Origin of the sequence: Rhodococcus sp. NPDC077669 (genome assembly GCF_040686915.1) — a bacterium.
Classification (GTDB): domain Bacteria; phylum Actinomycetota; class Actinomycetes; order Mycobacteriales; family Mycobacteriaceae; genus Rhodococcoides; species Rhodococcoides fascians.
Genome location: NZ_JBFBMD010000008.1, coordinates 192,693 through 207,121, shown reverse-complemented (window position 1 = coordinate 207,121; position 14,429 = coordinate 192,693). Strand labels below are relative to the sequence as shown.

Annotated in this window: 15 protein-coding genes; 6 read left to right on the top strand and 9 right to left on the bottom strand. The window is 64.5% G+C overall.

The window, feature by feature from the left end; genetic code table 11:
- Positions 1-4: 4 nt before the first annotated feature.
- The 3 genes from AB0P23_RS12820 to AB0P23_RS12810 are packed head-to-tail and all read right to left on the bottom strand — an operon-like array spanning position 5 to position 3,278.
- Positions 5-2,371, bottom strand: coding sequence for an FdhF/YdeP family oxidoreductase (locus AB0P23_RS12820; protein ID WP_027494542.1), 2,367 nt, complete (start codon positions 2,369-2,371; stop codon positions 5-7).
- 48 nt (positions 2,372-2,419) lie between these two features.
- Positions 2,420-2,680, bottom strand: coding sequence for an acyl-CoA-binding protein (locus AB0P23_RS12815; RefSeq protein WP_032364582.1), 261 nt, complete (start codon positions 2,678-2,680; stop codon positions 2,420-2,422).
- 28 nt (positions 2,681-2,708) lie between these two features.
- Entirely contained in the window at positions 2,709-3,278 is a 570-nt protein-coding gene (locus AB0P23_RS12810; protein WP_283541820.1) for a TetR family transcriptional regulator, read from the bottom strand.
- Between the two features lie 23 nt (positions 3,279-3,301).
- On the opposite strand from AB0P23_RS12810, the gene AB0P23_RS12805 reads away from it, so the two are divergent.
- Positions 3,302-4,234, top strand: a complete 933-nt coding sequence (locus tag AB0P23_RS12805; protein WP_283541821.1) for an oxygenase MpaB family protein — start codon at positions 3,302-3,304, stop codon at positions 4,232-4,234.
- A 28-nt stretch (positions 4,235-4,262) separates the two neighbouring features.
- Positions 4,263-5,045: an alpha/beta fold hydrolase gene (locus tag AB0P23_RS12800; protein ID WP_283541822.1), complete on the top strand. Its 783-nt coding sequence runs from the start codon at positions 4,263-4,265 to the stop codon at positions 5,043-5,045.
- Positions 5,046-5,097: 52 nt separating this feature from the next.
- Here AB0P23_RS12800 and AB0P23_RS12795 read toward each other — a convergent pair whose 3' ends face one another.
- Both AB0P23_RS12795 and AB0P23_RS12790 read right to left on the bottom strand, forming a co-directional pair.
- Positions 5,098-6,414, bottom strand: a complete 1,317-nt coding sequence (locus AB0P23_RS12795; RefSeq protein WP_363797773.1) for a class I SAM-dependent methyltransferase — start codon at positions 6,412-6,414, stop codon at positions 5,098-5,100.
- The gene (locus AB0P23_RS12790; RefSeq protein ID WP_052073580.1) at positions 6,411-7,856 is read right to left on the bottom strand and encodes an FAD-binding oxidoreductase; all 1,446 of its coding nucleotides are present in this window, start codon (positions 7,854-7,856) and stop codon (positions 6,411-6,413) included. The genes AB0P23_RS12795 and AB0P23_RS12790 overlap by 4 nt, the downstream gene beginning before the upstream one ends.
- A 258-nt stretch (positions 7,857-8,114) precedes the next feature.
- Here AB0P23_RS12790 and AB0P23_RS12785 point away from each other — a divergent pair, with 258 nt between their 5' ends.
- Complete coding sequence (locus tag AB0P23_RS12785) at positions 8,115-8,549, top strand: SRPBCC family protein (protein ID WP_287453932.1); 435 nt, start codon at positions 8,115-8,117, stop codon at positions 8,547-8,549.
- Here the strand turns inward: AB0P23_RS12785 and AB0P23_RS12780 are convergent.
- Positions 8,546-9,196 carry a hypothetical protein gene (locus AB0P23_RS12780; RefSeq protein WP_287453934.1) on the bottom strand — a complete coding sequence of 217 codons (651 nt, stop codon included), beginning with the start codon at positions 9,194-9,196 and terminating at the stop codon, positions 8,546-8,548. The two genes, AB0P23_RS12785 and AB0P23_RS12780, sit on opposite strands and share 4 nt — an antisense overlap.
- A 132-nt stretch (positions 9,197-9,328) precedes the next feature.
- Between AB0P23_RS12780 and AB0P23_RS12775 the strand changes: the two genes are divergently transcribed.
- The 3 genes from AB0P23_RS12775 (at position 9,329) to AB0P23_RS12765 (ending at position 11,419) form a co-directional block, all read left to right on the top strand.
- On the top strand, positions 9,329-9,667 hold the full coding sequence (locus tag AB0P23_RS12775; RefSeq protein WP_027494533.1) for a YbaB/EbfC family nucleoid-associated protein: 339 nt from the start codon (positions 9,329-9,331) through the stop codon (positions 9,665-9,667).
- Positions 9,668-9,676: 9 nt separating this feature from the next.
- Entirely contained in the window at positions 9,677-10,285 is a 609-nt protein-coding gene (recR, locus tag AB0P23_RS12770; protein WP_027494532.1) for a recombination mediator RecR, read from the top strand.
- Between the two features lie 126 nt (positions 10,286-10,411).
- Positions 10,412-11,419 (top strand): type IV toxin-antitoxin system AbiEi family antitoxin domain-containing protein, encoded by a 1,008-nt coding sequence (locus AB0P23_RS12765; protein WP_222058216.1) that lies wholly within the window; start codon positions 10,412-10,414, stop codon positions 11,417-11,419.
- Positions 11,420-11,451: 32 nt separating this feature from the next.
- Here the strand turns inward: AB0P23_RS12765 and AB0P23_RS12760 are convergent, their stop codons facing one another.
- From AB0P23_RS12760 to AB0P23_RS12750, 3 genes are all read right to left on the bottom strand, one after another.
- A complete protein-coding gene (locus AB0P23_RS12760; RefSeq protein WP_287453937.1) occupies positions 11,452-12,162 on the bottom strand; it encodes a glutamine amidotransferase in 711 nt (236 codons plus the stop codon).
- Positions 12,155-13,417 (bottom strand): Mur ligase family protein, encoded by a 1,263-nt coding sequence (locus AB0P23_RS12755; RefSeq protein ID WP_287453939.1) that lies wholly within the window; start codon positions 13,415-13,417, stop codon positions 12,155-12,157. Before AB0P23_RS12755 ends, AB0P23_RS12760 begins: the two co-directional genes overlap by 8 nt.
- Before the next feature lie 84 nt (positions 13,418-13,501).
- On the bottom strand, positions 13,502-14,398 hold the full coding sequence (locus AB0P23_RS12750) for an EamA family transporter (protein ID WP_363797771.1): 897 nt from the start codon (positions 14,396-14,398) through the stop codon (positions 13,502-13,504).
- Positions 14,399-14,429 lie beyond the last annotated feature (31 nt).

Genomic DNA, 14,429 nt, shown 5'->3' with positions numbered 1-14,429 from the left:
TCGATCAGCTGAGGTGATGCGGCTGGGGGTGCGACTTGTGCCCCTCGTCCGAGCCCTCGTTGTCCTGATGACCATTGGATGTGCCCTGCGCTCCTGTTCCCGCCGGAACCATCGAGATGATCACCGACTTCGAGGTAGGGCAGTTGCTCTGCAGCGCAGTCGAATCCAACGGGATCAGCGGATTGGTCTCGGGGTAGTACGCAGCAGCCGACCCACGCGGGGTGTCGTACTCGACGATGCGGAACGACGGCGCGCACCGTTCCACGTCGTCGTCGTCCCACTTGGTGACGAGATCGACCATGTCGCCGTCGCGGAAGCCGAGCGTCGAGATGTCTTCTCGGTGCACGAAGATGACGCGTCGGCCGTTCTCGATGCCGCGGTACCGATCGCTGAGGCCGTAGATCGTCGTGTTGAACTGATCGTGGCTGCGCAACGTCTGCAGAATCAGATGGCCGGGCGGAACCTGCAGCACGTCGATCGGCGAGACGGCGAATTCGCCCTTCCCGCTCTTGGTTTCGAACGTCCTGCTGTCGCGAGGGGGATGCGGTAGGACGAAGCCGCCGGGGCGTCGAACATTGACCTCGTACCCTTCGCAACCGGCGACGACGCGCGAGATGTGCGTGCGAATGTTGCGGTAGTCGTCGCGGAAACCCTTCCAGTCGAGACCGTATCGGTCGCCGAGTGTCGCCTCGGCGATTCCGCTGACGATCGCGACCTCCGAGCGCAGGTACGGGCTCGCGGGCTTCAGCGGTCCTCGTGACGAGTGCACCGAGCAGGTGGAGTCCTCCACCGAAATCCATTGCTCACCACTGGCTTGCACGTCCTTCTCGGTGCGTCCGAGGGTCGGCAGAATGAGAGCGGTCTCGCCGCAGACGAGATGCGAACGGTTGATCTTCGTGGAGATCTGCACGGTCATGCGCATCTTGCGCAGCGCCTCGAACGTGACGTCGCTGTCGGGCGTCGCCTGTACGAAGTTGCCGCCGAGGCCGAGGAAGAAATGGGCCTTGCCGTCGCGCATGGCGCGGATCGAGTCGACGGTGTCCAAGCCGTGCTCACGGGGCGGCTCGAAGTCGAACTCTGCCGCCATGGCGTCGAGGAAGGCCACCGGAGGGCGCTCCCAGATGCCCATCGTTCGGTCGCCCTGCACGTTCGAATGGCCACGAACCGGAAGCAAACCGGCACCGGCCTTACCGATGTTTCCTTGCGCGAACGCGAGATTGGTGACTTCCTTGATGGTGGCGACGGCATTGCGATGCTGCGTCAGACCCATCGCCCAGCAGAAGACGGTGGCCTTGGAGTCGCGCAGCATTTCGGCGGCCTCGGTGATCTGCTGCATCGACAGACCGGTGACCTCGGTGACGAGATCGAAATCGACCTCGGCAACGTGTGCCTTCCACTCGTCGAATCCGACGGTGTATTCGCCGAGGAATTCGTGATCGAGGGCGTCCCACTTCACCAACAGCGCCCCGAGGGCCTGGAACAGAGCGAGGTCGCCGTTGAGCTTGATCGGCAGGTGCAGATCCGACAGATCGGTACCGGGACCGACCATGCCGCGCGGGGTCTGGGGGTTCTTGAAGTTCAGCAGTCCCGCTTCGCGAAGGGGATTGATGGACAGAATCTTTGCGCCGTTCTGCTTCGCCAGCTCGAGGGCGGAGAGCATACGCGGGTGATTCGTGCCGGGATTCTGGCCGGCCAGGATGATCAGTTCGGCGTTGTGAACGTCGTCGAGCGTGACGCTGGCCTTGCCGATGCCGATGGATTCCTGCAGCGCGATGGACGTCGACTCGTGACACATGTTGGAGCAGTCGGGCATGTTGTTGGTGCCGAACGACCGAGCGAACAACTGGTAGATGAACGCGGACTCGTTGGACGCACGACCCGAGGTGTAGAAGATGGCCTCGTCCGGGCTGGCCAGGCTCTTCAACTCGTCGCCGATCAGACGGAACGCATCGTCCCATTCGATGGGCTCGTAGTGGCTGCCGCCGGGGAGCTTGATCATCGGATGCGTGATGCGGCCTTGCTGACCCAACCAGTGTTCGGTGTGCGCATCGAGCTCGGCAATGCTGTGCTGCGCGAAGAACTCCGGAGTGGCCCGCGTGGTCGTCGCCTCCTCGGCGACGGCCTTGGCACCGTTCTCGCAGAACTCGGCGGCGTGCCGATGACCCGGATCGGGATCGGGCCACGCGCAGCTCATGCAGTCGAAGCCCTCGGCTTGGTTCAGCTTGAGGAGCGTCTGCGCGGTGCGCTTGGGACCCATGTGTCCCAGCGCGCGCTTCATCGACACCGCAACGGCGGTGGCACCTGCCGCATGGGTTTTCGGCTTCTCGATGTCGAGCTCGGCCTCGTCGACGTCGCTGTCGGTGCGTCTCATGCGGGTCCCTTCGTTGCGTTACCCCCGCCCTCGACCATAGCCGTAGGCTCAGCCGGCGAGGAGTGCGGTCACCAAATCCACGTACTGCTGTTTCGCCGAATCCTGGCTCGTGCCTTCGAGCTTCGCCCAGGCATCGAACTTTGCGCGGTTCACCATGTCCAGCCGTCCGGGACGCTTACCCGTCACGTCTCCGATCGAACCTTGCTTGAAGAGCGAGTACAGGCGCAGCAGATCGTCGTTGCTCGGCTTGGACGTGAGCTTTTTGACGTCAACCTGCGCATCGGCGAACGACTGGTCGAGATCGGACATGAACGAGCTCCTTCGGCTGTAGGTGCAATCATCCTTGCACGGCGGCCTGCTCGAGGATGCGAATACAGTGCGCGACGAGAGCGTCGCGAGTGGCGTCGAGGGTGCCGTCCAGAAAACCGATGAACAGCGCCGTCAACGCGCCGACGGTTCCGACGGCGACGAGCTGCCGGTCGGCGGACTCGGGTAGCCGGGCACGAACCAGTTCGACGAACCCGGGCAGCAGGTCGAGTCCGCGTCGGCTCAGCGCAGGTTCGGCCAACGGAGCGATCAGCAGCACTCGTCCCATCCGAGGCTCGTCGACGACGATTTCGACGAACGCCCGGACGGGCGCGGCCACGGCGTCCTTCGGTGATGCTCCGGCGACGGCGTTCTCCAGGGCCTCCTGCGCTCGGGCCCCTACCCAGGCGTAGACCGCGCGAACGAACGTGTCGCGATCGGTGAAGCTCTCGTAGAAGTAGCGCTCGGTGAGTCCGGCTGCGCGGCAGACGGCGCGGACGTTGACCGCGGGTCCCTCCTGCGCGCCGAGGAGTTCGATCCCGGCGTCGAGCAGCGCGTCGTATCGCTTGGATCTGCGCTCTTCCATCTGTTGACTACGCATGTTGTCGAGGCTACTTTGACAACATGCGTAGTCAGTTCGATCGGCCCGTCCCACTCGGTCCCGACTCGCTCACCTGGAAGTACTTCGGTGACTGGCGCGGGATGCTGCAGGGCGTGTGGGCGGGGTCGATGCAGAACATGCACCCGGGCCTCGGAGCGGGCGTCGAGCAGCATTCGACGTTCTTCGACGAGCGATGGCAGCGGCTCTACCGCTCCCTGTATCCGATCGGGGGAGTGGTGTTCGACGGCGACCGCGCCGAGGAGACAGCTCACCAGGTGCGCGGCTACCACAACGACATCAAGGGAATCGACTCGAAAGGGCGCACGTACCACGCCCTCGATCCCGACACTTTCTACTGGGCACACGCGACGTTCTTCATGGGCACAGTGCTCACCGCCGACCGATTCATGGGCGGACTGACCGAAGCGCAGAAACTGCAACTGTTCGACGAGCATGTGCAGTGGTACCGGCTCTACGGCATGAGCATGCGATCGGTGCCCGAGACCTGGGTCGAATTCCAGAAGTACTGGGAGCGCATGTGCACACACGTGCTGGAAGACAACATGGCCGCACGTGGAGTACTGGATCTGTCCGCGCTCGGACCACCTCCGTACGCCTCCTGGCTGCCGGAACGTGTGTGGGCCGTGCTGCGCAGACCGGTGGCATCGTTGTTCGTCTGGATCACCGTCGGGCTCTACGACCCGCCCGTCCGGGAGCTACTGGGGTACACCTGGTCGGAGCGGGACGCGCGACGGTTCGCGGTGTTCGGCAGGGCGGTGAACCTGGCGTTCGGGCTGGTGCCGCGTCGTCGCCGACTCCATCCGCGCGCCCGAGCCGGATGGGATCGCGTCGCGGGCCGGAGGCCGGCAACGGCTCCTCCGGTGCACACGCCCACCCGCAATCTGCCGCCGGTACAGCGTCGCTCGCACCCGTCGCACTACAGCCCGAAAGTGTAGGTTTCCGGTCTCCGGGTACGACGCGGGTATGTACAACGTCAGAACTGGCAACGGGTCGCCGCTGGTCCTCGTCCACGGGCTCGGGTCCTCGCACCGCAACTGGGATCCGATCGTCCCGGCCCTCGCGGAGCACCGCGAGGTCATCGCCCTCGATCTCCCCGGGTTCGGACAGACACCGCCGTTGGCCGACGTCTCCATCGCGTCGTTGACCGACGCCCTGCGCGCGTACCTCGACAACGAGGGATTGTCCGACGCCGACCTCGTCGGCAGCTCCATGGGCGCACGGATGGTCGTCGAACTGGCCCGTCGGGGTCACCGTGGGTCGATGGTGGCCCTCGATCCGGGCGGCTTCTGGAACGACCGCCAGGTCAAGGTATTCGGGGCGACCATCACGGCATCGCTGGCGTTGATGAAGCGGGCGCAACCGCTGGTGCCCTTCCTGGCCGGGAACCCGATCACCAGAACCGCAGCGCTGGCGCAATTCTCGGCCGCGCCGTGGAAATTGCCGAGCGGACTGGTCGAACGGGAGCTGAAAGGCTTCTCCGCCAAGACTTCACCCTCGCTCGATGCCGCTCGCAAGGCGCTGATCCACGGGCCGAAGCAGCAGGGTGCCCCGAAAGGTTCCCTGCAGGGGTCGCTGCTCATCGGCTGGGGCCGTCAGGACAAGGTGACGACGCCCAGCCAGGCAGAGGTGGCGATGCAGCGTTTCCCCGACGCCACCCTGCATTGGTTCGACAAATGCGGACACTTCCCGCACTGGGACCAGCCGACCGAAACCGCCCGAGTCATCCTGCGGGCGACCGGTCGCTAGCTCCCATGTGAGTGGAACTTCGACCCCTGCTACGAAGTTCCACTCACAAGGCTCAGCCGTTCCACCACGGACGCAGAGGTACGTCGGCCTGACCTTTCGGTCCCAGCTTGACCGCCAGAACCTGGTGCAGCTGAACGACATTGCGCTCGAATCCCAGACGGGACCCGGCCATGTACAGGCCCCAGACACGGGCGGTGCCCTCGCCGGCCTCGGCGACGCACGCATCCCAGTTGTCCACCAGGTTCTGACACCACCCGGCGAGGGTCAGCGCGTAGTGCTCGCGCAGGTTCTCCTCGTGCCGGACCTCGAGTCCGACGTCCTGGATCTCGGTGATGATGCGACCCGATCCGGTGAGCTCCCCGTCGGGAAAGACATACCGGTCGATGAAGCTGCCCGCCTTGGCGTGCGCGCGGTTGTCGGGTCGGGTGATCGAGTGGTTGAGCAGCCGACCACCGTCGCGCAGCTTGGACTGGATGAACGTGAAGTACGCCGGGTAGTTGCCGACACCGATGTGCTCGGTCAGCCCGATCGACGAGATCGCGTCGAAATTCGTCTCGGGCACATCGCGGTAATCGGAGAAGCGAACCTCGGCGAGGTCCGCAAGACCCTCGTCTTCGATGGCCTTCTGCGCCCACGAGGCCTGCTCCTGCGAGAGAGTCACACCGATGACCTGAACTCCGCGTCGCGCTGCGTAGCGCACCATCGAACCCCAGCCGCACCCGATGTCGAGCAGCCGATCACCGGGCTGCAGACCCAGTTTGTCGAACACCAACCGATACTTGTTCTCCTGCGCGGCCTCCAGAGACTGCTCGATGTTCTCGAATGCCGCACAGGTGTACGTCATCGAGGGACCGAGGACCATCTCGTAGAACCTGTTGGACACGTCGTAGTGGTGGTGGATCGCTTCGGCATCGCGTGTCTTGGAATGCCGCAGACCTTCGGCGATGCGACGCCACCGCGGAATCGCCTCCTGGGGCGGAGGAGCGATGGGACGCAGCACGTCCCAGCCGAGCGACCGAGCGATCGAGGTCAAGGTCATGGCCGACGGGCGGCGGAAATGGAGCTCGTCGCCCATCAGCGCGAGCAGTTCGTAGGGATCACCGGGATGAACACCGGTGGCCTCCAGGTCGCCGGAGACATAGGCGCGGGCCATGCCGAGATCACGGGGAGCTGTTGCGAGATAGGTGGTTCCGCGTGGGCTCTTGAGGTTGAGGCCGATCTTGGCATCCTCGGGGCCGGCCACGCTGCCGTCGTACGCGGTGAAACGCAGGGGAATGTTGCCGTCGGAGATCAGCTCGAGGATCTCGGAGATCTTGAGTTTCTGTGGCCCGTTCACCGTGCGATTGCCGGAGTCCTTGAACGTCGTCATTTGCGCTGCACCGCCTTCGAGTACAAATCCAGCAATCGGGATTCGGGATCGTATTTCTTCTTCAGTTCTCTGTATTTCTCGCCGCCGTAGAGAACGGCGAACTCATCCTCGGTGTAGTAAGCATCCGAGTACAGCGATTTATGCCCCTCGAACTCGGTGACCTTCTTCTCGATGGCGCGGTTCGCGGCACCCTCGGGTCGACCGGGCACGATCGGCACCGACGACCAGAAGCCGATGTTGACGTAGGTGCGCTTGGGCTCGAGCGGGTACAGCGGCCACGGCCTGGACGGATCGGCTCCGGGGGCGGCCGGTTCGCGAAGGCGCAAGGGGCACAACCACAACGGCTCGATCGGAATCTCGTCGAGAAACCAGCGTACGAAGCCGGCGGTGTGTTCGATCGGAACCTCGACGTCCTGCACGACGCGTTCGCGCGGCGGATTTCCCTTGCGCTTCTCGAGTCGATCGGCGATGTCGTACTTGCGATCGAGGCCGATCAACTTCCAATAGAAGCTGCTGCGCCGGTACTTGCGCGGCCAGAAGCGTCGGATCCGCGGGTTCTGGGTTCCGAACGCACGCGAGCACCAGAACCAGTCGGTGTCCCAGCGCCACAGGTAATCGTGGATGGTGAGCCGATCGGTCTTCGGAGTGTCCGACGAATGCTGGATCGAACGGTAGAAGATGTCGGCACCGGTGTAGTCGCTGACGGGTCCGGGCTCGTCGGTCTGAACCCCGAGAGTGAGATAGCTTTCGTCGGCGCTGAAGACGACGCCGTCCAGGTACTGAACTTCGATGCCGTCGTACTCACGCCGAGCGACGATGGTGTCCATCGTCGTTTGAAGCGTGTCCAGATCGTGGAATCGCAAGTGGCGCAGGGCAACGAACGGAAGTACCGGCTCGAGTTCGATCTTCAGCCGCGTCGAGTAGCCGAGAGTGCCGTACGAGTTGGGAAAGCCCCAGTACAGGTCCGCGTGCTCGCCCTCGGGGGTTGCCGTGAGGATTTCGCCGCTACCGGTGAGGACGTCGATCTCGAGTACCGACTCGTGCGGAAGCCCGCTGCGGAACGACGTCGACTCGATGCCGAGTCCGGTGACCGCGCCGCCGAGGGTGATCGTTTTGAGCTGCGGAACGACGAGAGGGGCGAGGCCGTAGGGCAGCGTCGCGTCGACCAGATCCTCGTACGTGCACATCCCCGCCACGTCGGCGGTGCGAGCCGCGGCATCGACGGTGACGACCTTGCTCAATCCCGAGACGTCGAGTCCGGGCGTCTTCGAGGTCGTCCTGGCCCGAAACAGGTTGGACGTCTTCTTAGCCAGACGCACCGTCGCGTCGGTCGGTATTGCGCGATAGCTGCGAAGCAACTTCTCGACACCCGACCGATGCGCTGCGTAACCGCTCTCCCTCGGTTCTGGCCGTCGTCCGAGAAGAGCATTCACTGAAGCCACGAGTAGACGCTATATCTCGTACTGCTCGGTATCCACCGAAGCTGCCGACGGTCCGGTGAAACTTCACGCAACTGTTGTCGAATCGGACGGCTCAAACGGAACTATTCGGACAAATGGTTGCATCATGCATGTGTTTTCCGATGATAACTTATCGGATGTGAACCACCTCACACACCCTCGGCGGCAGTGCCGACATCGGGAGCGACGCGAGGCAGGATGGAGAACGCAACCCCAATCGACTCGAAGGAGAACGTTCTCGTGGCTCAGGTCAGCGCATCCAGTTCCGCCACCATCGCCACCACACCCGATCAGGTGCTCGCCGCGCTCGCCGACTACGAAACCGTGCGGCCCCGCATCCTTCCCGAGCAGTATCGCGACTACCGGGTGGTGCAGGGCGGACAAGGCGACGGCACCGTGGCCGAATGGACCCTGCAGGCCACCGAGAAGCGAGTGCGCAACGTGAGCGCCTCCGTCACGGTCTCCGGCTCGACCATCACCGAACGCGACGCCAACTCCTCCATGGTCACCACCTGGACCGTTGTCCCCGAAGGCAACGGCACCGTCGTCACCACGACGACCGAGTGGACGGGTGCCGGAGGAATCGGCGGATTCTTCGAGAAGACGTTCGCGCCCCTCGGATTGAAGAAGATCCAGGCCGCGACCCTCGACAACCTGCGCCGCGAGTTGATCTAGACCCGCTCGAAATCCGGCTCTTCGATCAACGCCAACGTGCCGACCACCACGGTGCGCATCGACCACAGAAACATCCCGTCGGGTCCACGGTCGGTCGTGTCGTAGGCCCCCGGCAGGGTGTCGAGGTCGGTGCGCGCCGCGATCGCGTCGTCGTACTCACGGTCGCGGCGAGCCTCGTTGTAGACGATCTCCGCCAATGCAATGGCGTGTTCGACGACGGTGATGACCGCCCACGTCGCCTGCTTGGAAGTCAGTTCGTACCGCACTCGATATCGGGTCTGCACGGCGTCGGCCATCCGAAGGGCGTCGATGGAACTGGGAGTCAGACCGATCAGATACTCGGCTATGCCCGGGTTGCGGTGAACCAGTTCGCGAATCGCGGAGGCAAGTTCCAGTAGAGCGTCGTGCATCGACTCGTCGTCTCCGGGGAGCGGCGGCGACCACCGTCGCAGGATCTCCTCGGCGACCAGGGCCTTGAGCGCGGTCGGGCCGTCGATGTTGTTGTATATCGCGACGATCGATACGCCCAGCGCGTCGGCGACCGACTTCACCGTCACCTTGGGCAGCGTCAGGGCGATGCCTGCCTCTGCCATGGTTTCGGGAGTCACTCGACGCTTGCGAGGGGTCGAGCTCGCCGGCGCGTTCATGCCCTCAGGCTACGTGGGCTCAGAACTGACGGAACGTCAGCCGAGCGTCGAATCCGATCGTGCGGCCGAACGTCGTCCGACACCGTGCGACTACGCTGGAGCTCGCTTCGACCCACGCGAGAGGACGGCACAGTGCAACCCGGTGAACAGCCCGACATGGCCTCGATTCTGCAGCAGGCTCAGCAGATGCAGCAGCAACTGATGGCGGCACAGGCGGAGATCGCCGAAACCGAGGTCACCGGCCAGGCCGGCGGCGGACTCGTCGTCGCGACCGTCAAGGGAACGGGCGAAGTGGTCGGACTGACCATCGACCCCAAGATCGTCGATCCCGACGACGTCGAGACACTGCAGGACCTGGTGATCGGTGCCATCGCCGACGCGTCGAAGGCAGCGCAGAACGTAGCGAGCGAGAAGCTCGGCCCCCTCGCAGGCGGTCTCGGCGGCGGCTCCCTCGGACTACCCGGCTTCTAGGCGAGACGAGTGTACGAAGGTCCCGTACAGGATCTGATCGACGAGCTGGGAAAGTTCCCCGGAGTCGGTCCGAAGAGCGCTCAGCGCATAGCGTTTCACCTCCTGGCCGTCGAGCCACCCGAGGTCGATCGCCTCATGCGCGCGTTGCAGCGCATCCGCGACGGCGTGCAGTTCTGCATCGTCTGCGGGACCGTATCGGACAAGGAACTGTGCCGAATCTGCGCCGACTCCCGACGTGACAGGTCCATGATCTGCGTCGTCGAAGAGCCCAAAGACGTTCAGGCCGTGGAACGTACGCGCGAATTCAAAGGCCGGTACCACGTACTCGGCGGAGCGCTCGACCCACTCAACGGAGTGGGCCCCGACCAGCTGCGCATCCGAGAGTTGTTGACCCGCGTGGGAACTCAGGACGACGGCGTCGACGTCACCGAGGTCATCATCGCCACCGACCCCAACACCGAGGGCGAAGCAACTGCTACGTACCTCGTGCGGATGATGCGCGATTTCCCCGGTCTCGCCATCACCCGTCTCGCCTCCGGCCTGCCGATGGGCGGAGACCTCGAATTCGCCGACGAACTGACACTCGGCCGAGCTCTCACCGGTAGGCGTCGCATGTGAGAGCGGCTTCGCCGCACGTGCGTGGAAGTTCGTAGCAGGGGTCGAGTTTCCACTCACGACCCGGTCTATCCACAGCCTGTGGATAGATTCTGACGCGGTCACCGTAAACCGGCCATCCTGAGGTACATGAGGACGAGACCGGCGGGTGCCTGGCAGCGACTACTGGACGATCAGCACGGAATCATCACCACGAAGCAAATGCACGAGAACGGGGTCAACAAGGACTCCATCGACCACTGTGTGGAAACTGGGCAGTGGCTCAGGGTGTTTCGCGGAGTCATATCGGTGACCAACGGGCCGCTGACTCGTGAGATGCAGCTGTCGGCGGCATTGTTGTTCGCGGGCCGGGGAGCGTTGCTCAGCCACACCACCGCCGCTGAGGAGTGGGGGTGGCGTCGGGTCGGTTCTGGGCCGGTTCATCTCACCGTTCCCTACGGGTGCTCGGCAATCAGCAGGCCGCCGACAATGCGACACGCCAAGCAGAACTTCACGTCGGAGAGCAATGAACAAATTCATCCCGGCGTGATCGTGCACCGTTCCCGAGCCATGAGCCACATCGGCGTCGAGACGAATCCGGCGCGAACGAGCGCTGCCGACACGGTGCTGGATCTGACAGTCGCAGAACCGTCGTCGAGGCAGGCGGTGATCACGCTGGTTTCAGCGATGTCATCGGGCGGCGTGAACGTCGCGGCAATGACGCGCAAGATCGAGGTCCGACGGCCGATGCGCTACCTGAAGGCGATTCTGCACACGTTGGCTCTCATGCGCGACGGGGTCCATTCTGCGCTGGAGCACCGCTACGTGCTCGATGTCGAACAGGCGCACGGACTTCCGGCCGGGAAGCGACAGGCACCGGTCTTCGTCGACGGCCGTCAGCTCTTCGAGGACATTCGTTACGAAATATGCGACCTCATCGTCAGGCTGGACGGCCAGGCTTTCCACTCCGCCAAGCAGCGGCGTTTTCGCGATCGACGACGCGACAATGCCGCGGAGCTACGAAACCTGCCGCGGCTGATGTACGGCTGGCACGAAGTGGCCGAAGACCCGTGCGGTGTGTACCGCGAAGTCCGCGAGGTGCTGGTCAGAGAGGGATGGAACGACTCGTCGTACCCCTGTGAACGGTGCACGTCGTGAGTGGAAAATCGTAGTGGGCTACGAAGTTTCACTCACGTGCGGCGGAGCCGCTCCCTGCGGAGTCGCGCAACCTCGGGGAGGTCGAGGGGAGCGAGAGTGGTGCCCAAAGCCCGTTCGAGTAGGTAGTCCGCCAACTCCGGGTTTCGGGCGAGTACCGGCCCGTGCATGTAGGTGCCCAACACCGAACCCTGCACGACGCCTTCACGCCCGTCGCCGACACCGTTGCCCACCCCGTGGGTGACCTTGGCGAGCGGTGCGGCATCAGGCCCGAGTGTCGTTCCGCCGCGGTGGTTCTCGAATCCGCTGAGCTTCTGGGTGAGACCGCCGAGCGTGGGTTCGGTGACGACTTCACCGATGGATCGGGTGGCCTGGGGCGCGGTGGTCACGTCGAAGAGGGAGATGCCGTCGACGCGTTCGCCTGCGGAGGTCTCGTACCAGTGCCCGAGCACCTGGATCGCGGCGCAGATAGCGAGTACCGGCACACCGCGACCAGCTGCGTTCTGCAGGCCCGGGTATCGGGTGAGGTGACGCGTCGCGAGGCGCTGAGCCGAATCCTCTGCTCCACCAAGGGTGTACACGTCCAGCGAATCCGGGACCGGATCGTTGAGGGTGATGTGCACGACCTCGGCGTCGATGTCTCGCATCCGCAGTCGCTGGCGGAGAACGAGGGCGTTGCCGTTGTCGCCGTAGGTGCCCATGACGTCGGGCAGAACGAGGCCGATGCGAACGGTGGACTCAGACATCCTTGGTCTCCCGTGCCAGTGCGCGACCGAGATCGCGGAACGCGGTGTAGTTCGCCAGCACTTCGACGCGTCCCGGCGGGCAGGATGCGATGGCCTGCAACGGATCTGCGATGGTCGTGTGCTGCGAACCGGCATACAGCAGGCGGACGCCCAGGTCGGTCGCGCGTTCACCGGCCGCGACGACGGCGACGTCCTCGAAGTGCTCGAAACGCACGTCCCACAGCCACGACAGGTCTTCACCGTCGGGTACTTGTCCGTTGACGGCGATGACGAGACCGTCGCACGTGGGATCGATCATCGACAGTGCTTCCTGCCATCCGGCCGGATTCTTGGCCAGAAGCATTCGGACGGAATGCGATCCGTACTGGATGGTGGAATAGCGTCCGGCCACCTCGTCGACTCCCGATGCGGCTGCGACGGCGTCGGCAGGTGTTGCGCCGAGAGTGACGGCTGCGGCCACGGCCTGAGCTGCGTTGCCGCGGTTGGCCTTTCCGGGCAGCGCCAATGTCATCGGTATAACGAGCCCATCGGGGCCGTAGAGATTCTCGTCGTCGAACCACCAATCCGGCGTCGGACGCTCGAAATCGCTGCCGGTGCTGTACCAGTGCTCGCCGTCCCAGACTATGGGTTCGCCGGTACGCGGGCAGCTGACGGAGTCGCCGGCCCAGCCGCCGCCCGCGGCGACCCACACGACGTTCGGAGCATCGAATGCCGCCGAGGTGACGAGGACGTCGTCGCAGTTCGCAATGACGACGGTGTCGGGATGACGGGCCAACCCGGCGCGCAGGGCTCGCTCGATCATGTTGATCTCGCCGACGCGGTCGAGCTGGTCGCGACTGAGATTCAGCAGCACGATCGCCGCGGGATCGACCGCGTCGGATACGTGGGGGACGTGGAGCTCGTCGACCTCCAGGGCGGCCAGCTCGGCGTCGAAATGAGCGTGCAGTGCCGCGACGATGCCGGCATCCATGTTGGCTCCGTCGGCCTGGGTGGCGACGTCGCCGAGAGTGGCCAGTGCTGCCGCCGTCATCCGCGTCGTAGTCGATTTGCCGTTGGTGCCGGTGACGATGACGGTGCGTCGCCCTCGGCCCAGGCCGCCCAGAATGGTCGGATCGATCTTGAGCGCGACCAGACCACCGATCATCGAGCCCTTGCCTCGGCCCGCCTTGCGGGACGCCCACGTCGCCAGCTCCGCCGCGCGTAATGCCACGCGGCCACGGGCGCCGATACGTCTGCGCTCACCCAGTTCAGCCATCCGCCGAGTCTGGCACAGAAGAGCGTGCAGTTTCACGTCGACGCTTGCTACCCCTCGCTCATTCCGCAGGCTCCACTCCCGCCCTCATACCGGTACTTTCTCCAGAACTGGGGTCGGCTTCCTGGCAGCCATTCCGCCCAGGCAGCCGCCGATGACGATCGCTCCGCCGAGCAGGGCCAACAGCGACGGGGTTTCGTCGAGAAACGCCCAGGCACCCGCGATACCGACGACGGGAACCAGCAGCGAGAACGGTGCGACGAGACCGGCCGGGTTGCGGCTCATCAGGATGCTCCACAGGCCGCTACCCACGATCGTGGCGGGAATCACGATGTACGCCAACGCGACCAGACCGGGCCAGCCCTGCGAACCGAACGAGTCGGCCAGCGCGTGCCAGCCCGTGCTCGGGCCCTCGACGACCGCCGACAGCGCCAACATCGGCACCGGCGGTACGACGGTCATCCAGAGCATCAGTGTCATCGGGGAGTCGGACTTGGCGAGTCGGTTCCCGAGATTGCCGAAGGCCCAGCCCAGACCGGCGAGCAGGGTGAGGACGACAGGAATCAGGGTGGCGTTCTGGGCGCGATCCCACCCGATGAGAACCATGCCGAGGACGGCCACACCGATGCCGATTGCCTGCCTGCGGCTCACGTGTTCGCGTAACAGCAGCGCGCCGAGAACGACGGTGAACGGAGCCGACGACTGCAGCACGAGCGACGCCAATCCCGTCGGCATGCCTGCCGCCATCGCCGCGAACAGGAAGGCGAACTGCAGGAAACCGAAGCCGAAGCCGTAGAGCAACAACCATTTCAGGGGCACCTTCGGTCGCGGAACGAACATCACGACCGGAACTGCGATGACCAGAAAGCGCAGTGCCGCGAAGAAGAAGGGCGGAAAGTGGTCGAGCCCGACGCGGATGGCGAGGAAGTTCAGTCCCCACAGAACGGCGACAGTCAGTCCGAGGAGGCGGTCGCGAGTGGTCATGCCCATTATCGTGACGGGTGCAAACAATCAG